20 protein-coding genes are annotated in these 23,686 nt (G+C 69.6%); 6 read left to right on the top strand and 14 right to left on the bottom strand.

The annotated features are described in order from the left end of the window. Positions 1 to 217 precede the first annotated feature (217 nt). Positions 218 to 1,246 carry a LysR family transcriptional regulator gene (locus BKA18_RS15430; RefSeq protein WP_429638331.1) on the top strand — a complete coding sequence of 343 codons (1,029 nt, stop codon included), beginning with the start codon at positions 218 to 220 and terminating at the stop codon, positions 1,244 to 1,246. A gap of 73 nt (positions 1,247 to 1,319) precedes the next feature. On the opposite strand, the gene BKA18_RS15425 is transcribed toward BKA18_RS15430, so the two are convergent. From BKA18_RS15425 to BKA18_RS15410, 4 genes are read right to left on the bottom strand one after another with little or no spacing between them, the layout of a single operon-like run. Then, complete coding sequence (locus BKA18_RS15425) at positions 1,320 to 2,558, bottom strand: FAD-dependent monooxygenase (protein WP_366046703.1); 1,239 nt, start codon at positions 2,556 to 2,558, stop codon at positions 1,320 to 1,322. Beyond that, positions 2,555 to 2,809, bottom strand: coding sequence for a hypothetical protein (locus BKA18_RS15420; protein ID WP_006605008.1), 255 nt, complete (start codon positions 2,807 to 2,809; stop codon positions 2,555 to 2,557). The genes BKA18_RS15425 and BKA18_RS15420 overlap by 4 nt, the downstream gene beginning before the upstream one ends. Then, a complete protein-coding gene (locus BKA18_RS15415; RefSeq protein ID WP_366046705.1) occupies positions 2,806 to 3,450 on the bottom strand; it encodes a VOC family protein in 645 nt (214 codons plus the stop codon). Before BKA18_RS15415 ends, BKA18_RS15420 begins: the two co-directional genes overlap by 4 nt. A 48-nt stretch (positions 3,451 to 3,498) precedes the next feature. Continuing rightward, entirely contained in the window at positions 3,499 to 4,920 is a 1,422-nt protein-coding gene (locus tag BKA18_RS15410) for a DHA2 family efflux MFS transporter permease subunit (RefSeq protein WP_366046706.1), read from the bottom strand. A 168-nt stretch (positions 4,921 to 5,088) separates the two neighbouring features. On the opposite strand from BKA18_RS15410, the gene BKA18_RS15405 reads away from it, so the two are divergent. Continuing rightward, positions 5,089 to 5,964, top strand: coding sequence for a LysR family transcriptional regulator (locus BKA18_RS15405; RefSeq protein WP_006605011.1), 876 nt, complete (start codon positions 5,089 to 5,091; stop codon positions 5,962 to 5,964). Positions 5,965 to 5,981: 17 nt separating this feature from the next. On the opposite strand, the gene BKA18_RS15400 is transcribed toward BKA18_RS15405, so the two are convergent. Then, positions 5,982 to 7,700: a class I adenylate-forming enzyme family protein gene (locus BKA18_RS15400; RefSeq protein WP_366046707.1), complete on the bottom strand. Its 1,719-nt coding sequence runs from the start codon at positions 7,698 to 7,700 to the stop codon at positions 5,982 to 5,984. 723 nt (positions 7,701 to 8,423) lie between these two features. Between BKA18_RS15400 and BKA18_RS15395 the strand changes: the two genes are divergently transcribed. The 4 genes from BKA18_RS15395 (at position 8,424) to BKA18_RS15380 (ending at position 11,755) form a co-directional block, all read left to right on the top strand. Continuing rightward, positions 8,424 to 9,188, top strand: coding sequence for a hypothetical protein (locus BKA18_RS15395; protein WP_366046708.1), 765 nt, complete (start codon positions 8,424 to 8,426; stop codon positions 9,186 to 9,188). Between the two features lie 57 nt (positions 9,189 to 9,245). Further along, the gene (locus BKA18_RS15390; RefSeq protein ID WP_366046709.1) at positions 9,246 to 9,947 is read left to right on the top strand and encodes an O-methyltransferase; all 702 of its coding nucleotides are present in this window, start codon (positions 9,246 to 9,248) and stop codon (positions 9,945 to 9,947) included. 67 nt (positions 9,948 to 10,014) lie between these two features. Then, positions 10,015 to 11,328, top strand: coding sequence for a 3-deoxy-7-phosphoheptulonate synthase (locus BKA18_RS15385; RefSeq protein WP_366046710.1), 1,314 nt, complete (start codon positions 10,015 to 10,017; stop codon positions 11,326 to 11,328). A 94-nt stretch (positions 11,329 to 11,422) separates the two neighbouring features. After that, positions 11,423 to 11,755 carry an antibiotic biosynthesis monooxygenase family protein gene (locus BKA18_RS15380; protein WP_129248651.1) on the top strand — a complete coding sequence of 111 codons (333 nt, stop codon included), beginning with the start codon at positions 11,423 to 11,425 and terminating at the stop codon, positions 11,753 to 11,755. Positions 11,756 to 11,843: 88 nt separating this feature from the next. Here BKA18_RS15380 and BKA18_RS15375 read toward each other — a convergent pair whose 3' ends face one another. The 9 genes from BKA18_RS15375 to BKA18_RS15335 all read right to left on the bottom strand — a co-directional run bounded on the left by BKA18_RS15375 (position 11,844) and on the right by BKA18_RS15335 (position 23,668). Then, positions 11,844 to 12,209: a hypothetical protein gene (locus tag BKA18_RS15375; protein WP_366046712.1), complete on the bottom strand. Its 366-nt coding sequence runs from the start codon at positions 12,207 to 12,209 to the stop codon at positions 11,844 to 11,846. Between the two features lie 2 nt (positions 12,210 to 12,211). Then, entirely contained in the window at positions 12,212 to 12,880 is a 669-nt protein-coding gene (locus tag BKA18_RS15370) for a DUF5825 family protein (protein WP_366046794.1), read from the bottom strand. 23 nt (positions 12,881 to 12,903) lie between these two features. Then, positions 12,904 to 14,847: a RiPP maturation radical SAM C-methyltransferase gene (locus BKA18_RS15365; protein ID WP_366046714.1), complete on the bottom strand. Its 1,944-nt coding sequence runs from the start codon at positions 14,845 to 14,847 to the stop codon at positions 12,904 to 12,906. 11 nt (positions 14,848 to 14,858) lie between these two features. Continuing rightward, positions 14,859 to 15,986: a hypothetical protein gene (locus BKA18_RS15360; RefSeq protein WP_429638330.1), complete on the bottom strand. Its 1,128-nt coding sequence runs from the start codon at positions 15,984 to 15,986 to the stop codon at positions 14,859 to 14,861. Positions 15,987 to 16,120: 134 nt separating this feature from the next. Continuing rightward, positions 16,121 to 16,276 (bottom strand): thiocillin/thiostrepton family thiazolyl peptide, encoded by a 156-nt coding sequence (locus BKA18_RS15355; protein ID WP_006605021.1) that lies wholly within the window; start codon positions 16,274 to 16,276, stop codon positions 16,121 to 16,123. 103 nt (positions 16,277 to 16,379) lie between these two features. After that, positions 16,380 to 17,336, bottom strand: coding sequence for a thiopeptide-type bacteriocin biosynthesis protein (locus BKA18_RS15350; RefSeq protein WP_366046716.1), 957 nt, complete (start codon positions 17,334 to 17,336; stop codon positions 16,380 to 16,382). Further along, positions 17,317 to 19,992, bottom strand: coding sequence for a lantibiotic dehydratase (locus tag BKA18_RS15345; protein WP_366046717.1), 2,676 nt, complete (start codon positions 19,990 to 19,992; stop codon positions 17,317 to 17,319). Before BKA18_RS15345 ends, BKA18_RS15350 begins: the two co-directional genes overlap by 20 nt. A 32-nt stretch (positions 19,993 to 20,024) precedes the next feature. Further along, positions 20,025 to 21,908 carry a YcaO-like family protein gene (locus BKA18_RS15340; RefSeq protein WP_366046718.1) on the bottom strand — a complete coding sequence of 628 codons (1,884 nt, stop codon included), beginning with the start codon at positions 21,906 to 21,908 and terminating at the stop codon, positions 20,025 to 20,027. An 11-nt stretch (positions 21,909 to 21,919) separates the two neighbouring features. Further along, a complete protein-coding gene (locus BKA18_RS15335; RefSeq protein ID WP_366046719.1) occupies positions 21,920 to 23,668 on the bottom strand; it encodes a hypothetical protein in 1,749 nt (582 codons plus the stop codon). Between the last annotated feature and the right edge of the window lie 18 nt (positions 23,669 to 23,686).

The raw sequence follows: 23,686 nt of genomic DNA, 5'->3' as shown, positions 1-23,686 counted from the left end.
CGCACCGCGCTCGGTGGCCCGGCCTGCGCCCGGCCGGGAGGGCGGCAGCGGCCCTGGTGGCGGTGAGCGCCACCGCCCGCATCACGAGGTTGGTATGGGAATGGTCAAGTCCGGCGAACAAAAGGGGCATTACGCCCGTGGGTTCGTGTCACCCTTCCTCACGTATCCGACCGATCGTGCAAATGCGTGTAAGTATTGATCCGCTCAACCGACCGGAGTGAAGGCTTCGGCATTCGGAATCGATCTTTCCATATGCCGCGCCGGAGGTCCGTCCACGCCCAGCACAATCACGCGCAGCCCCAACGCTCCCATTCCCCCCACACCCGCAGCCCCTTCCGCAGTCACGACTACCGGGACCAGGTGTGAGACAGTGTTGATTTTGCAGCGTGATATCGAAGTGAAACTCCTGCGGACTTTCATTGCCGTGGTCGACGAGAATGGATTTGCCCGCGCCGCGCAGGCACTTCACGTGACGCAGCCGACCGTGAGTCAGCAGATCAAGCGTTTGGAGACCATTGTCCAGGCGCCGCTGTTCCAGCGCACCAAGCGTCCCTTACAGCTCACCCCCGCTGGGCGCGAGGTAATGGCGCACGCCCGCCGCGTCATCCTGCTCAATAACGAGGTGCTCAGCAAGATATCGGCCTTCAGCAGCCAGGAATTATTCAGCATGGGCTGCTCGGTCCATTTCGCCGACGGGCTGCGGACCATGCTCGCCCAACTCGCGGTGGAGCGGCCACGACTCCGCTGCGCCATGGCGACCGGCCTCAGCGCCGTGCTCGCCGACAAGCTCGCCCAGGGCGAACTGGAGGCGGCGATACTCCTGGGGACACAGACTCCGCGCAGCGAGATCCTGGGGCGACTGCGCCTGGCCTGGTTCGGACAGGCACTGCCCGCTCCCGGGGAGCGGCTGCCGGTGGCCCTGGTCAGTGAGCGCTCGGCCTTGAGTGACCGGATCATCGAGACGCTCGCCGAGCGCGACGTCGCCTGGCACTCCGTCCCGCGCTGCTCCGACCCGCTGGCGGTCCGGGCCTCCATCCAGGCGGGCCTGGCATATACGGCGCTGCCGGCCAACGCCCACCACAACCACCCCTCGCTGCGCCCCGCGCCGCTCGGCGCCCTCGGCCCCGCACCGGAGCCGCTGCCCGTCTACCTGGCCTTCTCGCCCTCGGTGCGCGAACCCGTCGTCGATGCGGCGCGTGCGGCGGCCCGCGCGATGCTCAAGGACGTACCGCTGTCGCCTCCTTGACCGCCGCGCCGGCCGGCCACTACGCCCGGCTCGGCCGGGGGCATCGGTCACCCCGATCGGCCCGGCCCGCCCCTCAGTACGAGCTCCGCGCCGCCCTGGGTGCCGCCAGTTTCGGGCCGTACGGCGCGGAGTCCAGCCAGGCTCCCGCCTTGCGGCCGGTGCTGGCCACGGCCGCGGCGGCCCGCCGGCGCAGCCAGACCGACGGGCGGTGGGCCAGCATGTGCTCCAAGGCGGCGCCGGCGCAGGCGCGGTTGTACGTGGCGGCCTCCTTCCGCTCGTCGGCGAACCGGACGATCTCGGCGTCGGCCGCCCCGGACGCACCGGCCGACAGCGCCGCCTGCGCGGCCCGCACCGCCCTGATGGCGTCCGGGATGCTGGAGTTCATGCCGCGGGCGCCGAAGGGGGCGAACAGGTGCGAGGCCTCACCGGTGAGCAGCACCCTGTGGTGGGCGTCGGTGAATTCGGCGGCCACCTGCTGGGCGAACCGGTAGGTCGACACCCAGCGCACCCGCTCGCCGTACGGGGCGGGCAGCACCCGGGGGATCCAGCGGCGCAGCCCCTCCGGTGAGGTGAACCGGTCCGGGTCGTCGTGCACCAGGAGGTTGAGGTCGACCCGCCAGCCGCCCGCGAACGGCACCAGGAGGACGTTGCGGCCGCCGACCCTCGGGTGCTTGTAGTGGAAGACCCGTTCCAGGGGCAGCGGATGGGCGGGATCGTCGTCGAGGTCCACCACCACGAAGGTGTTGCGGGAGCGCGGCCCTTCCAGGGGGATGCCGGCGGCGGACCGCAGCACCGACCGCGACCCGTCCGCCGCGATCACGTAATCCGCCGCCCACTCGCCGCCCGCGGAGTCCACCAGCCGTACCCCCTCCGGGGTGCTCTCGGCGGTCCGTATCTCCACTCCCCAGTGGAACTCCACCCCGCGGTCCCGGCAGGCGGCGGCCATCAGATCCTCGGTGTGCACCTGCGGAAGGCTGGTGAACGGCGGCAGCCCGTCGCGACCCGTCGGCGGGTAGGTCCGGGTGTAGATCTCCTCGCCCGCCCAGTACGACCTCTTGGTGGCCCACATCAGACCGCGCACGGCGACCTCGTGCCCGAGGCCGGGGCTGAGCTGCTCCAGGGCGCGCAGCGACGTGCCGTGCAGGTAGGCGGCGCGGCTGCCCGGACGGACCGCGTCCCGGGCGCGCTTCTCCAGGACCACCGCGGGCAGGCCGGCCGCGCGCAGGGCCAGCGCGGCGCTCAGCCCGGCCGGACCGGCACCGACGACGAGCACGGGACGGCGAGCCGTCGGGCCGTCTGTGGTGGCGCTCATGCGTCCTCCCTCGAAAGGTGCAGCGTGCTGGGGGTGAAGGAGACGATGCGGCCCACGAGGCCGCCGGTCAGCGCGGCGTGCCAGACCGCGGTGCGCATCCCGGTCACCTCCCGGTCCAGCACCACCTCGCGCGCCGTGGTGGTCAGCTCCAGGTAGTCGCCGGCCGCGCGGACGTCCATCCCGGCGGCCTCGGCGCAGCGCACCACGGGGGCGAACTCCGGCACGGCGAGCACATACAGGGCGAGCGTCACGACCCTGCCACCTCCGTGTCGTTCCGTATCAGCGCGGCCTTCCGTACGAGCTCCGCCTTGCGTACGAGCTCCGCCTTGCGCTGCCACAGCGCCTGCGCGGACGGACGGGGCGACCCGGCGACGTCGGCGAGCGCGCGGAGGGTCAACTCCGCGTCCCGGGCGTCGCTCCCCGACATCTCGCGCAGCGGCCTGGTGATCTCCAACTGGATGCCGTTGGGGTCGTCGAAGTAGATCGACTCGATCAGCTCGTGCGGCAGTGGCGGGGTGACCCGCACCCCGTGCGCTTTCAGCCGCTCCCGCCAGGCCAGCAGCTCCTCCTCGGTGTCCACATGGAAGGCGACGTGCCGGGAGCGGTGCATGAGGTCGCTCGGCGGCTCCTCCTCCGGCAGGCCGAAGTAGTAGAAGAACGCGATCCGGTTCCCCTTGCCCATGTCGAAGAAGAAGTGCACGAAGTCCGGGTAGTCCTCGGTGACCCAGCCGGTCGCGGTGATCGCGTGTACGAGCGGCATGCCCAGCACCTGGGTGTAGAACTCGCAGGTCGCACGCGGCTGCCAGGTGACGAAGGCCAAGTGGTCGACCCCGTCCACACGCGGGCCGGGCGGGCCGGCCTGCGGGCGGACGGACGGTGAGGTGAGGGTCATTGCTCCTCCTAGGGGCAGGGCGGCACGGGGCCGCGCCGTCGGGAAGGGTCAGCCGGCCGTGGCGGGAGACCGGCCGCGCAGCCCCGAACCGGCGATGAGCGCACCGACGAGCAGGCTCAGACCGCCGACGACCAGCGCCCAGCGGGTGCCGGTCGCGGGGGACGAGGACAGGTTGAGGATCACGCCGAGGACGGCGACACCGAGTGAGGCGCCCACCTGGCGGGCGGAGTTGAGCGCTCCGGCACCGATGCCGGCCAGCTCGGCCGGTACGGAGCCGGCGACCCCGGCGACCAAAGCGGGCAGCGCGAAGGAGACACCGAATCCGAAGGCCAGCAGGCCCACCACGGTGGCGACGAGCGCCCCCGCGGAGTTCCCGGTGAACGGCGCCTGGATCAGCGCTCCGACACCCATGAGGACGAAGCCGAGCGTCGCCGGGCGCCGCGGCCCGATCCGGCCGACCAGCCGCCCGGTGTAGATCGGGTTGAAGGCGGTGGGCAGGGTCAGCGGCAGGAAGGCGAGGCCGGCGGCGAACGACGAGTATCCGCGGCCCTCCTGGAAGAACAGCGACAGCGCGAACAGCAGCCCGGACAGCCCGAAGTTGGCGAGCAGACCGGCCACCAGCGCGGACGAGAAGCTGCGGCTGCGGAACATCCGCAGCGGCAGCATCGCCGCGTCACCGGAGCGCAGTTCGGCGAGGAGGAAGACCGCCGCCGCGACCACCGCCAGCGCGAAGCCGCCGAGCACCGTGCCGCCCGTCCAGCCCTTGTCCGGGCCCTCGATCAGCGCGTACACCAGCGCGGCCAGCGCGACGACGGCGCTGAGCTGCCCGGTCAGGTCCAGCCCGCTGCGCTGCTTGCGCGCGGTCTCCGGGGCCAGCCGTGCGGTGACGACCAGAGAGAGAAGCGCCAGCGGCACGTTGATCAGGAAGATGGCGCGCCAGCCGACCGTGTCGGTGAGCACCCCGCCCACCAGCGGACCGGCGGCGAGTGCCGCACCCGTGATCGCCGCCCAGGCTCCCACCGCGCGGGCACGCTCGGCGGGGTCGGTGTACGAGTGGACGATCAGGGCCAGCGAGGACGGCAGCAGCAGCGCGCCCGCGACGCCCAGGGCCAGCCGCAGGACGACCAGCACGCCGAGCGTCGTCGCGACGGCCGAGACGCCGGACAGCACCCCGAACGCCACCAGGCCCCAGAGGAAGACCCGGCGGCCGCCGAAGCGGTCGGACAGCCAGCCCGCGGTGAGCAGCAGGGCGGCGAAGGTGATGGTGTACCCGTTGGTGACCCACTGCAGCCCGCTCAGGCCGATGTGCAGGTCACCGGCGATCGCGGGCAGCGCCACCGAGACGATCGTCATGTCGAGCAGCACCATGAAGTAACCGAGAGAAAGCCCGATCAATAAGGTGCGCGAGGGCTTACCAGTTCTCTTTGGTGCGGCAACGGAATCCCGCTCCCGTTCCGCCTGCGTCGTCATAGGATTTCTGCTCCCTTTCGGAATCTCTCCATTTGCCGCCACCGCTGTTGAGGACGGCACAATCCATTCAACCGGAACCAGCAGGGGAATTGCGGGTGGTGACGACGGGGATGCCCTATGGGTACGATCGGCCCAGCCGATAGGTCAGCTTTAGAGGGCGGCACAGTCGTGGAGCTTCGGCATCTTCGGACGTTCGAAACGGTTGCCAGAACACTCAGCGTCACCCAAGCGGCCAAGGAGCTGCACTACGCACAGTCCAGCGTCAGCGATCAAATTCAGGCGCTGGAGCGCGATCTGGGGGTCGAGCTGCTCGACCGGTCGCAGCGCCGGGTGCGGCTGACTCCGCAGGGGGTGGCGCTGTCGGAGTACACGGACAAGATCCTCAAGCTGTTGGAGGAGGCGCGCTGGGCGGTCGCCCGGCCCGGCGCGGAACTCGCCTGCGGCGCACTGGAAACCGTCTGCCAGCACCTGCTGCCGGAGGTGCTCTCGCACTACCGCTCGCTGCATCCGCACGCACGGGTGCGGGTCGCGCAGGACAACCGCGGCGAGCTCTACAAAGCGGTGCGCCGCGGCGACTTGGACCTGTGCCTGACCTTCGGCGCTCCGCCGGCCGACGCGAGCCTGCGCGCCGAGACGCTGGCCGAGGAGCCGCTGGCCGTCATCGTGCCGCCGGGGCACCATCTCGCCGAGCGCGGTGCGGCCGGTCTGGAGGAGCTCGCCAGGGAACCCTTCCTGGCCACCGAGCGGGGCTGCGGCTTCCGGGAGATGTTCGACAGCGCCTTCGGGGCGGTGGCCGCGAAGGAGCCGGTCGCGGAGGTGTCCAGCATCGGCACCCTCGGCGCGTGCGTGGCGGCCGGGATGGGCTGCGCGCTGCTGCCGTTGGTGGCGGTGCGCGATCAGGCGAGCCGCGGCGAAGTGGCCGTGGTGAAGGCCGGAGACACCACCCTGCATACGACGGTGACCATGACCTGGCTGGACCGCAACTCCGCGAACCCGAACCTCCTCGCCTTCCAGACGGTGCTCCGTCAGCAACTGGGAGGATGACAGCGGCAGTTCACCGTTCACCGGTCCGCCTCTTCGCGCGCCGGCACGGGCTGTGGTGCAAAAGCCGACGGCCTCGGCGGACCGAGGGGCGGCAGCGGGACCGTCTTCAGCCGGTTGCGGGCGATCTTGCCGGTGACCGTGGTCGGCAGCCGGTCCACGATCACCAGCTCCTCGGGCAGCTTGTACGTGGCCAGCCCCTTGCGGGCCAGATGCCCGGTCACCTCGTCCAGCGTCAGGCCGGCGCCGTCGCGGAGCGCGGCCAGCAGACACGAGCGCTGGCCCAGGCGCGGATCGGGCCGCCCCACTACGGCGTGCTGGGCCAACTGCGGCAGATCGTCCAGCAGTTCCTCCACTTCGAGGGCGCTGAACTTCAGCCCGCCGCGGTTGATCAGCTCGTCGGCGCGCCCCCGGTAGCTGACCGAGCCATCCGGGTGGAGCGCGGCCAGGTCGCCGGTGCGCAGCCAGCCGTCGGCGGTGAGCGCGGCCCGGGTCAGCTCCGGCGCGCGATGATAGCCGCGGAACATATAGGGGCTGCGGTACTGGAGTTCCCCGGTCTCGCCCGCCCCGGTGCGGTGGCCCTCGGCGCCCACCACCCTGACCTGTCCGCCGGAGACCGGCCGTCCGATGGTGGACGCCGCCTCGGGCGGGTCGCCGGGACGGGTGAAGGTGCCCGCGCCGATCTCCGTCATCCCCCACTGCACGACGAGCCGCGCGCCCAGCGTCCGCCGCACGCCGTCGGCCAGCTCGCGGGGGACGGGGGCGCCGCCGGTGCGGACCTCCCGGAGGGCGGCGGGCGGACCGCCGGCCTCCGGATCGTTCTCCGACAGGGCGACCAGATCGCGTAGTTGGGCCGGGACCAGGAACGCCGTGGTGGCCGAGGCGCCGCGCAGGGCGTCGAGGAACCGCCGCGGGTCCCACCCGTCGAACAGCCCGACCCGGCCGCCGACGACCAGGGCCAGATGGACCGAGAGCAGTCCGAAGGCATGGCTGAGCGGGCTCGCGGAGACGATCGTGTCCGCGGGTCCCAGCCCGCCGTCCGCCGCGACGGCGGCCGCGTTGCCGAGCAGGCCGCCGTGGCTGTGCACACACAGTTTCGGGCGCTGGGAGGTCGTCCCGGAGGAGGCGAGCAGCATCAGGGGGGCGTCTGGGGCCCGTGGCGGATCTGGCAGCTTCCCGGCCGGGGTCGGTGCCTCATCCAGCAACTCCGCTGCGCTCGGCAGGGGATCGGCGCCCGTCGGGTGTGGCCTACGGGCATCGGTCCCCGAAGACGCGCCGCCCGCGACCCATACCTGTCGCAGGGACGGGCACCGTTCACGCACCGCGTGGATCTCCCCGACGCGGTCACGGCCGCGGTAGGAACCCTGCGCCACCAGCGCGGCCGCCCCGGCCTGTGTGACCAGCGACTGCACCTCGCGGGCACCGTAAGCGCAGTGGAGCGGCAACAGCAGCACGCCGAGCCGGGCGGTGGCCGCATGGAGCACCACCAGCTCCCAGGAGTTCGGCAGCTGTGCCGCCAGTACGTCACCGGGCCGCAGCCCCCGCCGGTGCAGCGCGCCGGCGGTCCGTTCGGCCTGGAGCAGGCAGTCGCGCCAGGTCCGTCGGCGGGTGCCGTCCCATACGGCGGGATCCGTACGGCGGGCCGCGGCACGCTCAAGGGCTTCGGTGAACGTGGACGTCGATGCCGATGCCGATGGCGATGGCGATGGCGATGGCGATGGCGGTGCCGACGTCGACATGGACGTGAACGCGGACGGCGACGCGGAAGTGGACGGAAAAGAATCCGCCGTCGATTCCGTGGAGAGAGCGTTCACGAAGAATCCTCCGTTCCGGGCAGAACCCACAGTCCTTGCCTTGCCTTGCCGCACGGATTCTGGGCGGCCGTCGAGCAAAACGTCCAGAGGAGAATCGATAAGAACTCCTGATCCGGTTCACCGGACCGGCCGCGATAACGAAATCCCTGACCCGGGATCACCTCCGCGGTGAAGCGGGACCGAAGATAGGTGGGGGCGGCCACTGTTGATTGATTTTTCCGCGGTGGTTCGGCCGCGCCGATGGATGCCACCCGCACGGACAAGGCCCGGCCGGGGCGCCGCTGCACAGCCGGCGCCCCAGGACTGGGCCGCCACGCCGGGAATCCATAAGGAAACTCAATAGCGAAGCCCCGACTTCCGGTTGAAAGTGCTGCCGCGAAAGGTTCCGGCAGGGGCATTCGGTGGTTCCGATGAACGCCATCGAGAAAGCCGAACGCGCGACGTTTCCCCTGGTCAACCGCCATGCCGACCGAAATTCGGCCGAGCCGGTTCGGCTGGGTTACCGAATCCGGCCACGTGAGGGCTTGCCGGGCGCGGGGAAGCCACCACAGAATTCCGACGGCCCCGATACAGGAGGTATCGATGTCCGTAGTCCGCGCTTCTCACGCAACAAAGGAAAGTGTGCGCTCCGTCGGTGAATTCCCCTCCGTGGGCAGCGAATTGTCGGTGGGCAGCGCATTCTCCGGCACCGATCTGCGGCGGCTTGACGACGCGATCCACGAGGCCCGCCGCGCTTCGACGGCCTCGGTGTCATCGCTTCTCGAACCGGCCGTCGCGGAGGGCGCGGCCACGTCCCTCACCGAGCAGAACTGCGTGTTCGACCACTGCGCCGTACTGCTGTTTCCGCTGACCCTCGCCGCGGGGCTGCGCCATCTGGAACAGCGTGGCCTGGCACCGCTCCCCACCGTGCCCAGCACGGTGGTGCGCCGCAGGCTGAGCGAACGCCACGGTCTCGACCCGGCGCGCTGCGACGTCCACCTCACGCGGCTCCGGCTGGAATTACCGGACGGACGGCGCCATCCGGCGGTCGAGGTGTTCCTCTTCCCCCGCGACAGCAGCACGTTCGACCGGTCGATAGCCGCATCCGAAGTCGCGCACGGCTTTGAGGACCACACCGCGTTCGTCGTGGGCCGGCCGAGCCGAGGTCTGCTCGCGCACCTCGTCGCGGCCTGGCGTTCCGAGGCCGGCCTGCTGTGGGAGGGCGGCGGACACAACCCCCACGAGGGCGGCCCCGAGGGCTCGACCGTCCTGTACTTCGTCAGGGAGCACGGGCAGCCGTCCCGGCGCCGCCGCTTCGAGCTGCACTGTGCGGGCGATCTCCGGTCCTTCATCGACCAGGCCCCTGTGGACACCGAGGCCGTACGCCACGCCTACCGCGCATGGCGGCACCCCGGCCGAGACCTGCCCGCCTGAGACCCGCGCCCGCCGCGGCCCGTACGCCGCCTTGCCCCTACCCACCCGGGAGAACCCATGCTGCGGAACGACACGCTGACCCCCAGGAACCTGACGCTCACCCCCGAGCTGCACGGCTACCTGCTCGACCAGGGCAATATGACCCCCGACCCGCTCCTGGCCGAGGTGATCGAGCGCACCAGTGCCGCGATCCCCGACCAGGCACACATGGTGGTCGCGCCCGAGGAGGGCGCCCTGCTGACCTTCCTGGTGCGCCTCCTGGGCGCCCGCCGCATCGTCGAGGTCGGGACCTTCACCGGCTACTCCTCGCTCTGCCTGGCCCGCGGTCTGCCCGCCGACGGTTCGTTGATCACCTGCGACGTCTCGGCCGAATGGACCGCTCTCGCCCGCGACTTCTGGGCCCGCGACGGGGTCGGCGACCGCATCGAGCTACGGCTCGGGCCCGCACTGGACACCCTCCGCGCGCTGCCCGCCGAGCCGCATCTGGACCTGGCGTTCATCGACGCCGACAAGCCCGGCTACCTCGGCTACTGGGAGGAACTGGTGCCCCGGCTGCGTCCCGGCGCGCTGCTCCTCGTCGACAACACCCTCTTCAGCGGCGAGGTGATCGCGGAACGGCCCGGCGAAAAGGCCGCGGCCATCCGCGAGTTCAACGCCCACGCCCGCCGCGACCCACGCGTCCAGCTGGTCATGCTGCCGATCGCGGACGGCCTGACCCTGGCCCGCCGCCTGCCGCCCGGGGAGTCACCGGTCCTATGAGGCGAGCCAGAACGCACCGCACCAGTACGCACGGTACGAGTACGCACCGCACAGAAGGAGGACACCTATGACCCGGGTGCCCCTCTCACCCGGCGCCCCACAGCCCGCGCTCCGCTCCGCCGACGGTCCCTTCGTGGCACGCGGCGAGCGCGGCCCCTGGGACATCGGCTCGGCCGAACAGCAGCCGGACTGGCCCGATCCCGTCCAGGCCGCGGCCGTCGGCGCCGAACTGGCCCGGCTGCCCGGCCTGGTCACCTGGGAGGAGGTCCGCCTGCTGCGGACCCTGCTCGCCGGGGCCGCGGCCGGTCACTACCAGGTGATCCAGGCGGGCGACTGCGCCGAGGACCCGGCCGAGTGCGCACCGCCGGCGGTCGCGCGCAAGGCCGGACTGCTCGACGCCCTCGCCGGGGTGATGGAGGCCGGCACCGGCACGCCGGTGGTGCGCATCGGACGTATCGCCGGCCAGTTCGCCAAACCGCGCAGCGCCAGCACCGAAACGGTCGCCGGCCTGACCCTGCCGGTCTACCGCGGCCACCTGGTCAACGCCCCCGAACCCACCCCACTGGCGCGCCGGGCCGACGCGCAACGGATGCTGGACTGCTACCACGCCGCGGCCCGCGCCCTCACCTGCCTGCGGCAGCGCACCAGCGCCGGGACGCCGTCCACCGCCGCGCCGGTGTGGACCAGCCACGAAGCGCTCGTCTTCGATTACGAGCTGCCGCTGCTGCGCCGCACCCCGACCGGCCACACCCTGCTGGCCTCCACCCATCTGCCCTGGATCGGCGAGCGGACCCGGCAGCCGGACGGCCCGCACGCCATGATGCTGGCGCACGTGGCCAACCCCGTCGCCTGCAAGGTCGGCCCGACGACCCGGTCGGACGAACTGCTCGCCCTATGTTCCCGCCTGGACCCGGCGCGCGAGCCCGGCCGGCTCACGCTCATCGCCCGCATGGGCGCCCGGACGGCCGCCACCGCACTCCCGCCCCTGGTCTCCGCCGTGCACCGCGCCGGCCACCCCGTCGGGTGGCTGTGCGACCCGATGCACGGCAACACCGTCAAGTCACCAACTGGCGCGAAGGTCCGGTCGGTCCGGTCACTCCGCACCGAGGTCCGAGCCTTCCTTACGGCCGTCACCGAAGCCGGCGGAACCCCCGCCGGCCTCCACCTCGAAACCACCCCGTACGACGTGACGGAGTGCGTCTGGGACGACGTCGCGGAACTGACTCCGACGCACTCCGTTTCCGCGAAGCCCGTTCCCACCTCCCACTGCGATCCCCGCCTCAACCCGGCCCAGGCCGTCGAGGTGGCGCGCGCATGGGCGACGGCCCCGTCCGCGAGATCCACCTCCACCACGCGCATGGCAGGCTCCGCGCTCCACTGAACGAGCCCGCCACCGCCTGTCCGTCCCGAAGCCCCTCATGACCCCGATGACCCCAAAGGCCCGCCCGCGCAGGCCAGGAAAGGAACCAGACCCCATGAGTGAAACCGTGATCCGCACCGACGACGGCACCTTTGCCATGATCAACGTCTTCGACGTGGAGCCCGACCGCCAGAAGGAACTGGCCGAAGTGATGAGCGAGGGCGCCGACCGTTTCATCCGGCACCGCCCGGGGTGCATCTCGGTGAATATCCTCACCAGCCTCGACGGCAAGCGCCTCGTCTACTACGCCCAGTGGCGCAGCAAGGCCGACATCAAGGCGACCATGGGCGACCCCGACGTCCAGTACTACCGCGACAAGGCCGCCGAACTCGCCAAACCCGATCCGCACGCCTACACGGTGTTCTCCGTCCACCACCCGGAGAACTGACGCTCAGCCACCCCGATCGAGCACCAAGAAGCCAGGTCGGAAAACGTCCGACCTGGCTTCTTGGCGAGCCGCCTACCGGGGGGCGAACTTACGGCGATTCACCGACCGGGTCCGTGGCGGACGCCTCCTCGAAGGCGCGGCCGACGCCCGCGAACGACTCGATCACGCTGACGCCTTCTGCGATCGCCTCGACTGCGAAAACGCTGGTGGTCGTCGGCGGGTAGCCGATGAGTTCGATCGCCCGGCTCACCGACAGCGGATTCTCCATGTTCACGCCGTCCCAGAGGTACACCGCCCCCCAGTAACCCCTCTCGGAGTCCGCGAACCAGGTCTTCATCCGCATCCCCTTGAGCGTGGAGAACGCGTCCACCGCGTAGTCACGAAGGTACTCGCGAAGGCTTTCGACCGTGGCGTCCGAGTTCTTCAGGTTCCACAGGACGATGCTGATGTACATGCTCATACCTCCCAGGACGGCGAAGCCCAGCGCCGCAGCCGGTACGGCGCCCACCAGACGCCGCCGCCGATCCGGATGACCAGGTGGTGCTTCTCGAACACCGACATCACCGCGGTCGGCACGGAGTCCGCTCCGCGGTCGGCCAGCAGCGACTCGATCGCGGAAACATGGGCACCGTCCGAGACCGTGAGCCGGCGCAAACCGGCGTGGCGCCGGTCCCGGATCTGCAGGAATCCGGGACCTCGACGGAAGAAGCACCTGCCTACGTGGTACCTCGCCCGCCAGATGTTCAGTGCCTCGGCACCGCGCGGCCCCTCCAGAACCGACGGGGGGAAGAGGTGGCTGAACACCCACCACTCGGGACCGTCCGGCGCCGTCATCCGTGCCCGCCAGTCCACTTCCACGCCGTAGCTGGTGAGATCGCGGATGAAGGAGAGCGCGGGGATGACGTGCTCCGTCCCTGCTCGTCCACCGAGATCGACGGTGGGCTCGATCGACACGAACCGCGCGCCGGACTGGTAGATCCGGCGCGCCTCGTCCGCGACGTCTGCGCCGAGCACGCGGTCGCCGAGGTGCATGTCCGGCATCGCGCGTACCGTCGCGTCACCGTGGCGCCACATGCTGAACCGGACGTCGAACCCGTTACCGGGGATTGTCGCGGCATCGTTCATCGTCGGCACGGCAGCCTCACCTTTCACACTGCTACGGACTCTGAAGACGGACGGTCGGCCTCCGACAGCGCCGCCAGTCCCTGGCCCACCCGGATCTGCATGAACCTCTGGTTGCGGTCCTTCGTGACGACGTGGATCATGCGGCCGTCGTCCGTGAAGAGCAGGCCCAGCTCCATCCATCGGTCGATCACGGAGCTGATGTCGGACTGCCCGAACCGCTTCGCGCACTGGCGCTCCAGGTATTCGAGCGTCCTCGGCTGGTCGAGCAACTGGAAGAGCGCGAGCTCGATGTCGGTGGTGAGCTGAATGACGTCCCAGTCGAAGCCGGGCCGGGTGTTGGTGAGCGTGATGCCCTCCGCGGTCTCGAAGTACGACAGCTGGCTGCGCCAGCGCGCGTCGCGCCACTCGCCCATGGCGGCTCGCAGCTTCCACGCCGTGTCGTTCCCGATACCTTGGTGCGTCGCTTTGAAGATGTACGCGATGTCGAACAGTTCCTTCTCGGGAAGGTCATAGGTGAGTCCGTACTGAGGAGCCGCCCACCGCTCCTGGAACCCGAGCGAGGGGTTCTCGAAGTACGGGGCGAACCGCTGGACCGCGAGCCGGTCGTCGCCGCCGGCCGGCTCCAGGTGGTGCAGCTTGGGGAACTGCTCGATGATCTTCGTGTAGTCCTCCGCGGTTTCCCCGGGGAAACCGTAGAGGTAGGCCCATGCGACGGTCAGGCCCAGCGACTCGGCGTCCCGCAGCATGCGCACGTTCAGGCAGCCGGAGACACCCTTGTCCATGAGCTTCAGCACCTTGCTGCTCAGGCTCTCGACCCCGGGCTGGACGCAGACCACGCCGGCCTTGGAGATGACCTCGAGTTGCTCGTAGCGCAGGTTGGCCTTGATCTCGTACATCAGCCGGAGGTCGATATCGGCCTCGGCAAGTGCGGGAAGCATCGAGTCCAGGTAGGCCATGTCCAGGATGTTGTCCACGAGCATCACGTCGAGGATCCGGTGGCGATTGGCGAGCGTCACGAGGTCGTCGATGAACTGGTCGGGCCGCTTGCTGCGGAACATCATGCTGGCGCCGTTCAGGCCGCAGAAGGTGCAGTGGTGCTTCTCGCCCCACCAGCAGCCGCGGGAACTCTCGAGGATCAGCCTGGGCTCCAGCCAGAACCGGGCGTGTGACTTCGCGAACTGCTCGACGTATTCGTCGTAGTGAGGCAGCACCATCGCGGCGGGTGGCAGCGGCTTGGTGCTCACGGCGTTGTACACCGAGGCTCCGCTCTCGTCCCGCCAGCACAGCCCCGGCACGGTCTCGAAGGCCGCCTCGTCCGTCAACGAGCGCAGCAGCCCCGGCCAGGCCAGCTCGCCCTCGCCGCGGACCACGTAGTCGACGAAGTCGAAGTTGCGGTGCAGCGCCTCGCCCATCGACCCTTCGCAGTTGGCGCCGCCGAACACGGTCACCGTCCGGGGCGAGAGTTCCTTGAGCCGCCGGGCGACCGCCATGGATGCGGTGAGGGTCTGGAATGTGGTCGTGAAGCCGACGACATCGGGTTCGCCGGCGGCGATCCGGCGGGCGAGTTCGTCGGTGAACTCCTCGATGTGCTCGTGCAGCCAGAGCGTGGTCCGCATCTGGTTTTCCTCGGTCGTGCCGTGCGCCAGATCCTGGCCGTCGACCGCCGCCTGGGGGCCGAACTGCTCGAGGAACTCCGGAACCTTCCACTTCGGATCGTGGTAGAGGGCCGAGGAGAACACCCAGTCGCCGGTGCCGATGTAACAGCTTTCGAGGTCGTAGTACCGATAGTCCTCGTAGCTGAAGTCGGGGCGACGGGAGACGATCCAGTCGACGAAGTCGAGGTTTCCGTACACCACGTCGACCTGGGCGTCGGGAAACTCCTTGAGGGTGAGGCTCTTGAGCAGGCCGAGAGCCACCGAGGGAAACCCGATCGGACTCCACGGCACATTAACGAGCGTAATGCGCATGATTCACCCCGCTAATTCCTAGATCTGCTTGACAATTTCTTCACCGGATTCATGGTGTTCTGATCCCGGTGGCTCGTGGTGACGGGCTGCCGATTCGCGAGTTCCCGGGCGACGGCATCGAGTCCTTGCGCCAGCTCCTCGGTGGATTTTCCCGAAACTTCCTCGTTGGCGCGCGCGAGAATGTAGCAGAACAGGAACCGTTCGGCCAGGCTGAATCCCATCGTGTGGAGGCAGCTGTACAGCAGGCTCGCCTGAATTCGGTACGCCAGGAAGTCCGGGCTCCGATGCAGCAGATCTGACATTTCCGCGGACAGCTTTTGCGCGTGGAAGCTGCTGGGAGACATGTGATCGTCGTGGTGCTCGCTGAAGTCGTCGAGAGTGGGGCCGAAATGGGTGATGAGACCGGCGCGGCACTCTTCGCGCAGTGCTCCGAAGTGCTGCCGTACGACATCCACCCAGGCGCGTGCCGACTCGTCATCGAGGGCGGTCACCGGTGACGCCGCACAGCTTCGGATGAATTCCCGGACATGTGGGCCGAGTTTGTCGTAGTACGCCGCGCAGCGACGCTCGAAGGAATCGGGATCCTTGGCCAGCGCGTTCTTGGCGCCCTCGTAGTGTGACCGATAGCTGAGCATGCGCAGACTGAGCAGCTCGTCGAAACCACGAGAGGACAGCTGTCGCTGTTCGGACTCCAGCACGGTGGCTGCCGCGTTCGCGACCATCAGGTCCAGCGCCAGCAGGTACGCCTTGACCTTGTCGTCGCCGATCGCCGACACGCTCCGGGCGAGGATAGGGGCCACCGCGCGGTAGAGGCGCTTGGCCGCGGCGTCGAACCCGTCCCCGCCGATCCCGGAGTTCCACAACGGTGAAGGGATCTCCTCGTAGGGGAGCTCCCTCACGGTCGGCCGGAAGCCGCGGGCGTCCGCCGCACGTTGGAGCCGGTCACGCGCCTCGTCGGCGGTGGCCGTGTCGGACTGGAGGCTGATCTGCAGGCAGTCGCGCCCATGCCCCCGCTCCCAGGTGCGCACGAAGTAGTAGTCACCGGGCCAGGCCGGCTGCTCCGGCCCGAACAGGTCGTTGAGGAAACCGCGGATGCTCTGCGGCAGCGTCGTGTCCCCCTCGTCGAGGGGGATCGTCACAAAGACGTGCACATGAACCCTCCATGGTCACGATGCACCTTGCCGAGGGGAATCAGAGCCTCCGGGTACATCGCTGCCGACGGGCGCGCATTCGCTGAATGGCGCCCGCCGACAGTGACTTTCTAGCTGTCCGGTCAGGACGACGACGACGAACACGAACTGGTCGTGCAGCCCGTGGTCGTGGTCGACGCCGCCATGGCCTGCGACAGCGTCTCGTCGCTGTAGTTCGAATCCTCAATCAGATCCGAGATTTCCAGCGCATTCAGGTCGAGCTCCTCCACAGCATCCACTTGGAACACCTCCCTTCGTGGTTCCTGGTACGTATCCATCTTACTGCGAAAGAACGGTAGTTGTGAGGATAAGAAGCGAGAAAATCAAATAGTCACGAACGGATCACCGGATTCCGTTCGGGTCCGGTGTGGTGCCCCGCAGTTCAGTCAGCGAGCGCTGGATTACGTACGCCAGAAACGCCTCTGCCGCGGGAAGGATTCCCAGCCGGTTGTTCGTGGTGTGAATGTAGTTGGCCACGCAGTGTGCATACGGGGTTTCGTCGAGTACGAGCTCCGCGAGATTCCCCTCCGACGATTCGGCCTGCGCCATCCGTGTGGAATGCAGAGCAGCGGCATAGGTGTCGTGGAAAACGTCGGTGGTTCCGTCGCGCCAGACCGCGCCGCACAGGTTCGTCACCCTGTTCCGCGTCTTCTCGTACATGGCCGCCCAGTGCTCCTCGTACCCGGGCGGTACCCATCTGCGCCAGTTCTCCTCGTAATCGCTGAGGAAGTCCTGGCTCTGCGCCATGTTCAGCCCGGAGCCTTTGAGGGACATGGCCATGACGCGAATGGCCGGACCTGCCGGCGACGCCGTGAGTTGGCGATCCGTCAGACCGGCGAGGAGGTCCAGCACGGCGGTCGACGTCGAGCGGAAGAGCTCTTCGGCGATGCGGAGTCCCGTGGTGCCGCCGTACTTTGCGTACTCGGGTGAGTAGCGGGCCGCTTCGACGGTGCCCGGTGCCCTGACTTCTTCGGGCTTCGCCCCTTCGAGTTCGGCCAGGCCGGGTTGGTGGGCAGACTGCTGTGCGTACTCGGCGGTTTGCTCGGCGTCGAGTGCGGGCATCGCCGCGGTCAGCCTGCTGCGTACCCACTCGACGGTCTGCTCCGAAGCCTTGTGGAGCCGGAACCTGATGTGCGGACCGCCCTGCCAGTACCGCAAGTACCAGAAGCGATTGCGCACCCCCGCCTCGCGCACGACCGGGTGGATCACATCCCGCAGGAAGCCGGGCTGCAGCGACATCGGCAGATAGATGTGGAGCGGTGACCACTCACTGGTCCGCTCAGTCTCTGTAGAGCTCAACGAAAAACTCCTCTGCTGCCGCCGGTCCGGGACCGCCGTATTCGTCGGGGGCCGGTATGCACTCTCGAATGGACACATAGACGTCGTCCCGCGTCAGCGCGGACTTCGCGAAGCTCCGCACCAGATAGGGATTACGGAAGTCGACGTACATGGGCTTGTGGACACTTGCCCGTGTCAGATGCCTGAAGTCGGACCAGTCCCTCGGGATCTCCTCGACCAGCCCGGACAGCAGGTTGTACTCGTCCAGACGCTGAGTCAGTACGAACACGTGCTGGGGCAGGCCCTGTTCGCGACGCCACTGGTCGAAGCGGAGCAACGCCGGGTAGGAGTCCTTGCTCAGCTCGGACAGTCCGGGGATGTCGCGTGCGGGCACCGTCCAGGTGCGCCGGCTGGCGACGACGTCACCGACCATCAGCCGCGGCGAAGAGCCCGGGTACCCGCGATGCCCCATCGCCCGGCCGATGTCGTCCATCGGCGCGTAGTTGTACCGGATCGTCGGACTGAGGACTTCCAGCAGGTTGTAGAGGACCGGAACCACGATGGGGAGCATGAAGTTCATCGGGGTCAGATTGACGGGCTCGTCGAGCTCGGGGTCCCAGAGGCACAGGCCGCGGTGGGCGTGGTCGATCCGGATCATCAGCTTGTCGAGGCTGTAGGCCTTCAGCTCCGGTGCGGTGGGCCAGGTGCCGGGATAGTTCAGAGTCCGGTCGGTGAGAGGCGGGTGCAGGTTGAAGTTGAGCCCGGCGACCATGTTCAGGTCCACCTGCCCCGGGAAGGCCTTCCGGAGGTGTTCCCTGACAGCGGACCGCAGCGTCCAGTCCTCTGCGGCCGCCGACGACCCCTCGATGAACGAGCTGAAGCGCGAGAAATAGACGCCGTATCCGGTCAGGACGCCGTTCACCACGAGGTCGGGAGAGGGGGTGCCGCCCGCGAACTGGACGCGGAAGGTGATCGAGTCGGGGTCGACGCAGTCGTCCACGCCCGCGCACGCGTCCTTGAGCGCCTCGGGCGTCAGCCTGACGACGCCGTCCTCGGGCACGAACTGTTCGCCGAGGTCGCGGAGGGCCTGTTCGCGTTGCGCCACGAAGGTCCCGGCAGCGGACGATGCGTGCCCCCAGAACACCGCGTCCTGCTCGGCCTCCGAGAGCTGTACGAGCTTCTCGAAGAACGTCAGGAGGGGCACGGTCTCGCGGTCTCCGAACGTGGTGGCAGCGAAGTGGTACACGCCGAGACGCTTCGTCTGGCCGTAGTCGAGCATCGACGACAGCCGCCACAGGCCCTCCAGCGCGGGGACGCTCGCGGCCACGGCATCCCGGCTCCAGGTGGCGGGCCTGTCGGGCGTCCAGAGATCCTCGTACACCGGCGCCCTGGAGATCTCCGCAGGGGGCGACTCCATTTCGCAGACCTCTGCGATGTCGGTGATGGCCTGGTCCGCTGCGCGCAGCAGCGGCCCGCGCTTCTCCGCCGGCGCGTCGGAAAGCGTCGTCTCCAGCTCCCTGAGAGTGGCGAGATGGCCGCTCAGGATGGAAACGGGCCGGGTCGTCCCCGCGCTCAGGACGCCCGCGAGCCTCTCGGAGTACGCGGGGTCCTGCTCATCGAAGCCGGGGCTGACATACAGCAGCTCGATCCGCATCAGCGTGCGCAGGGCCTTCCTGCTGGCCTCGTCGTTGCCGGTCAGCTCGGTCAGCGCCGCGAGCACCTCGGGCACCGAAGCCGTGCCGCCGTCCATGACGGCCAGGACGCGGTCGACGACCCCGCCGCGCTTGAGCCTGACGACCGTCTCCGAGAGGCCGTGCTCGGAGGTGTCGGCCACGAGCCCGACGAACTCGATCATCTTGTCGTCGACCCGCAGCGACGAGTTCAGCAGCACCTGGCAGAGGTCGATGCCGCCTTCGACCCGTCGCAACCCGGTGGACAGCCAGTTCACCAGCACCCGGTTCAGCGTCGACGTCGAGTACGTGCGGGGCTCGGACACGGCGTGGCCGGCCTCGGGCAGATCCGTCGGGAAGGCTCCGACCTCGGTGAACCGGCCGAAGGGAGACGGCTTCAGCGCGGCGCGATAGGCGAAGTTCACCAGCGAGGATTCGAGGACCCGCAACCGGCTCGGCTTGACCGAGCCCATCTCGCCCGAGGTGTACCGGCGCAGGCTCTCGTAGAGCTGGTCGCCCGAGAGCTGGATGCTCCGCGCCATCGAGTCGTGCTCGAAGAGCCGGGCGAAACCGGCGCGTGCCGACCGCATCCTGTCGTCGAACAGCGACCGCGACTCGTCCTCATGCCGTCGCGCGCGCTGTACGAGGTCGAACCACTCCCGCACCCCGGCGAGCGTGTCGGCGTCGAGGTGCGGCTCCACGACGCCCATGCGCCGCGCCGCGGGATCGGCACGCTGGTTGTAGACGTCGCGACGCAGCCGGACGAGCTCGGCACGCACCGTCTGATCCACGTGCGGTACGCACGCGGCCAGCCGATCGGACACCTCGCCCGCACGCTGCACACAGTCCTCCTGGAGGCGGCGACTCTCGTCGATCCGCGCCCAGGCCTCGTCGAACCGGAGGTCCTCGAGTTCGGCCAGAGGCAGCCGGCTACGCCGGAAGAGGACGTAGGGGCTGACCCTCGCGGTGGATTCAGCCGGGGGCCGTGAAGGCTCATCCGATCGCACGAACAGGTTCTCCTTGTCTTACCGACAGCGGGCTACGCAAACGGGTGTGGCGGAACGTCCGCCGGGCTCATGCCGTCAGGCAACTGGGAGGCATAGGGGAGCGATGCGCTGTGGAGCCGCGGCAGTCCCTCAAGACGCCGGGTGCCGTGCCCGAACGTCATCGGCACGCATCCGGGCACGAAGCTGCGCGTGCACACCAGCCCGCGCCAGCGCAGCTCCGGCGTCGTGACGTCGGCCGCGTACACATGACTGCCGGTGGTCTCGATCTGCGCTCGCACGTAGTCGAGGTCCTTGTCGAGGGTGTCGAACTTCGGGGCCCTCGCGGCCGCCGCCGTGAGGCTGAGTTCGGGCCTGTCCGGCGTCGTCAGGAACGCGAACCACTCCCGGGACGTGGGCAGAGCGCCGAGCAGACTGTGGTCGTCCATGTCGACCACCGAGTCGAAGTCCTCCGCCAGCCGCTGTCTGTGCACCGGGTCGTCGTCGAACACGACCCGTATGGAGGCCACGCGCGCAGACACCTCGAAGATGGCCGACTCGGCCGCCGCCCGCGGGTACAGGCTTGCCGCGGTCGACACGAGCGTGCAGGGCCCCGAGCCGGCGTCGCGCTGCGCGAGTGCCAGCACGACAGGAACGCCGATGTCCAACGTCGCCCAGAACAGGCGGACGCGAAATCCCGTGACCACCTCGACGCGCTCCATCAGCTCCCTGATGTGGCTGTCGGCAGGGCCCAGGGTGAGTTCGGGCAGCAGCAGCTTGCGGTACCAGGTGAGCAGGAACGCGTCCCGTTCGACGATCTCGAAGAGCCCGTGCAGGGTCGCTTCCTCGTGGCTCTGGCCCAGCGCGAAACCGTTCGAGGTGTCGTAGAAGAACGGTTTCCGCTTTCCGGTGCGGCGCACCCACGAGAGCGCGACCTCAGGAAGGTAGCGGGCGGGTCCTTCGCCGACCGGCGTGACCGGTACCCACTCCACCGGTTCGGACGCCTCCAGGGGCGCCCAGAGGAAGCCCTCCCGCGCGTACTGTTCGGCGGAGTGGTAGCCGAGGGTGCGGGGGTCGATGGCCCGTTCCCCCAGCTCCGCGAGCGAGGCCTGCACGGTGCCGGCGGACGGCTGGTGGCAGAAGCCCGTGTGGCGCTCCAGGCCCTCGAGCACCGCTGTCGTCCGGCTCGTGGCGAAGCTCCGGGAGCGTCCGATCCCGGGTTCCAGTGTGCCGTTGCCCAGTGGCAGGCCGATCTGCGCCGTGGGGACGGGGCCGTCCAGATCGACCAGCGGTTCCCGGAACAGGGAGTGTGGTCCCAGGTAGTCGGACGTGAGCGTCGGCGGCAGTGGACGGCTGGCCCTGAGCGCCCCGTCGGACTTCTGCAGCAGCTCGGGCGCGGAGCCGAACGCGACCATGGTCGTGGCCGCCGCCGAGGGGCGTGCGGGGCATCCCGTCCTCGGCGGTACCTGCCCTTGGCGCACCGCGCCGCCGAGGCGGTCGACCGTGACGAGCGTGCCCGCGGGGGAGTCTTCCCGCAGGAGCCGTGTCGCGATACGGGTGACGGTCGTGCGCAACGCGGGGCCGGCCTGCTGCCAGAGCGTGTGGCCGCGCGTGGCTTCCCCGGAGCCGCTCCCGGACTCCTCCTCGTACGGCGTCTCGTACGGCAGCTCGGCAGAGTCCACGTTCCTGGTGAGGAACCACGCCAGGCACCGCGGGCATCCGCCGCCGCGCTCGTGCCCCGGATCGTAGGCCAGGACGTGGACGCCGCCGCACCAGAACAGCACTGCCAGGCCCCGCCCCGGACCGCTTCCGTCGGCGCGTACCCGCGTGGGGCCGGTCAGCGGGCCGAGGAGTACCTCCGTGGGCTCCGGTGTGCCGCTCCCGGCCGACAGAGCGGAGAGCAGACCGGCGGCGAACGGAGCCCGCGTCTCGGTACTCATGACCTCCACACTCATATGACCTCCACCAGTCGGACCTTGCCTCGCGCGAAGGGAACCGCCCGCGCGGTCACCTCGGCCCACTCCGGCCGTGCGAGGTGCCGCCACACCTCGGGCCAGGTGAGGAAGTGCGGGTTGACCGGGACCAGGAGGTCGTCGTCGTTGACCAGCCCGAGCAGCGCGGTGGAGACGGCCTCCGCGTAACAGGCGCCCGCGCCCCGCGCGACCACGTTCCCGGCGACGCGCCCGGAGACCCGGTGGATGCCGTCCGGCAGGCGGGTGCCGGTCCACTGCGGTGCCTCGTGGCCATGGGTGCGGGCGACGCATCCCTGGATGTACCGGCTGAGTCCGGCGCACGCGTCGTGGCCCAGGTCGTCATCGCAGACCGGCACCCACTCGGCGTCGTCCACGGACCGTGCCAGCGACCGCCTCAGCAGCGCGCGGTAGACCGCCTCGTCCAGCGTCCATCCGGCGCCCAGGTCCGGCCGCTGCGCGTCGGGCCGGGCGGCGAACATTTCGAGGGCGTTCAGCGCCGCCTGATACAGGGCCTCCCGGGACGACAGCGTGGCGGCGGTGAGCTCGCGGACCCGGCACTCCCCGGCGAGTCCGACGAGGGCGGTGGCCCGGGCCTGTCCGAAGGGGACCTGGGGCAGGTCGCCGCCGTCCAAGTACCGGAAGGGGCCGGCGAATTCGTCCGTCCAGCTGCGCAGCGTCTCGATGATCCGCTCGTGGTCGTCGTCCAGCCGGTCGTCGTCCTCGGGACTGACGATGTTCCTGCGGATCAGCGCCTCCGCCGGGCCGTCGCGCTCGCCGTCGGCGGCCTGTGGCACCACCGCCCGGTGGCAGCGGCAGCCCGCGACCGACCACACCGGATGCTCTTTCACCGTCGGGGGGCCCGGTTCGAGGGGGATCGACACCGCTGCTGCCGCGTGCTCGCCGAGCCCGGCACCGCGCTGGTAGATCGCGTGTATCAGTGCGGCGGCGGCGCTGTCGTCCGGCACGGTCGACGCGGTTTCGGGCGGAGCGGCCGACTCTGCCGTGCGACCGTACCGGCACAGGCATTCCCAGCAACCGGTCGACTCGTCGTCGGACCAGAGAATCCAGCGGCGCCCGCAGACCTCGCCCACGATGCCGTGCGGCAGGCCCCGGTCGAGCAACGCGTCCTGCAGGCGCACGGTGCGCTCGTAGGGGAGGCCGTCCGCGTCGACGACGGCCAGACCGGCGTCCTCCCAGTGCGGCACCTGGTCCTCGTCCGTGACCGTGTGGAACTCGACCCTCATCCCGAACAGCGGCTGTGCTGCGAGGAGTTGGCGCAGTCGGGCGAGCCAGTCGGGACGGCCGTACAGGTGGACGGGGGTGGCGAGCACGCGGTCCAGCGCGCGCACCGGGTCGTCCGTCAACTGCGAGAAGTACGGAATCAGCCACTCCGACGCCGGGCCTCTGGCGCCGATGTGCTGGCTCAGCGGCGCGTCGAGGACGGTCACGCACCGGCGGGCCACCAGCGCGTGGAGCACGCGCGACACCGCGACGCGCGATCCGGCCGGGAACTCACTCAACAGGTCATCGCCGCTGCGGCTGCCGTCGGAGCGGTCCAGCAGCGTCGAGACCACGTCGAAGGCCGCCGCGCCCTTGACCGTGAAGGACGACGTGGCGCCGAAGCCGATCCATGCGCCGTGCTTCGTCCGTAACGCGGATACGTCCGGGCGAGCAAGGACCGCGCCGCCGGACGGCGACGCACCCCCGTAGGACATCAACTCACTCACTCACTTTCGTCGTACGGC

The sequence above is a fragment of the Streptomyces auratus genome, from assembly GCF_050433025.1.
In the GTDB taxonomy this organism is placed as follows: Bacteria; Actinomycetota; Actinomycetes; order Streptomycetales; family Streptomycetaceae; genus Streptomyces; species Streptomyces sioyaensis.
The sequence above is the reverse complement of the archived record's forward strand: the minus strand, read 5'-3'. Positions and strand labels throughout refer to the sequence as shown.

What these genes read in the sequence shown, in the direction of transcription:
- BKA18_RS15425 (WP_366046703.1), bottom strand. Translation starts at nt 2,558, where the DNA reads ATGAGCGCCACCACAGACGGCCCGACGGCTCGCCGTCCCGTGCTCGTC.
- BKA18_RS15415 (WP_366046705.1), bottom strand. Translation starts at nt 3,450, where the DNA reads ATGACCCTCACCTCACCGTCCGTCCGCCCGCAGGCCGGCCCGCCCGGC.
- BKA18_RS15410 (WP_366046706.1), bottom strand. Translation starts at nt 4,920, where the DNA reads ATGACGACGCAGGCGGAACGGGAGCGGGATTCCGTTGCCGCACCAAAG.
- BKA18_RS15400 (WP_366046707.1), bottom strand. Translation starts at nt 7,700, where the DNA reads ATGTCGACGTCGGCACCGCCATCGCCATCGCCATCGCCATCGCCATCG.
- BKA18_RS15390 (WP_366046709.1), top strand. Translation starts at nt 9,246, where the DNA reads ATGCTGCGGAACGACACGCTGACCCCCAGGAACCTGACGCTCACCCCC.
- BKA18_RS15385 (WP_366046710.1), top strand. Translation starts at nt 10,015, where the DNA reads ATGACCCGGGTGCCCCTCTCACCCGGCGCCCCACAGCCCGCGCTCCGC.
- BKA18_RS15380 (WP_129248651.1), top strand. Translation starts at nt 11,423, where the DNA reads ATGAGTGAAACCGTGATCCGCACCGACGACGGCACCTTTGCCATGATC.
- BKA18_RS15375 (WP_366046712.1), bottom strand. Translation starts at nt 12,209, where the DNA reads ATGTACATCAGCATCGTCCTGTGGAACCTGAAGAACTCGGACGCCACG.
- BKA18_RS15370 (WP_366046794.1), bottom strand. Translation starts at nt 12,880, where the DNA reads ATGAACGATGCCGCGACAATCCCCGGTAACGGGTTCGACGTCCGGTTC.
- BKA18_RS15365 (WP_366046714.1), bottom strand. Translation starts at nt 14,847, where the DNA reads ATGCGCATTACGCTCGTTAATGTGCCGTGGAGTCCGATCGGGTTTCCC.
- BKA18_RS15340 (WP_366046718.1), bottom strand. Translation starts at nt 21,908, where the DNA reads ATGAGTACCGAGACGCGGGCTCCGTTCGCCGCCGGTCTGCTCTCCGCT.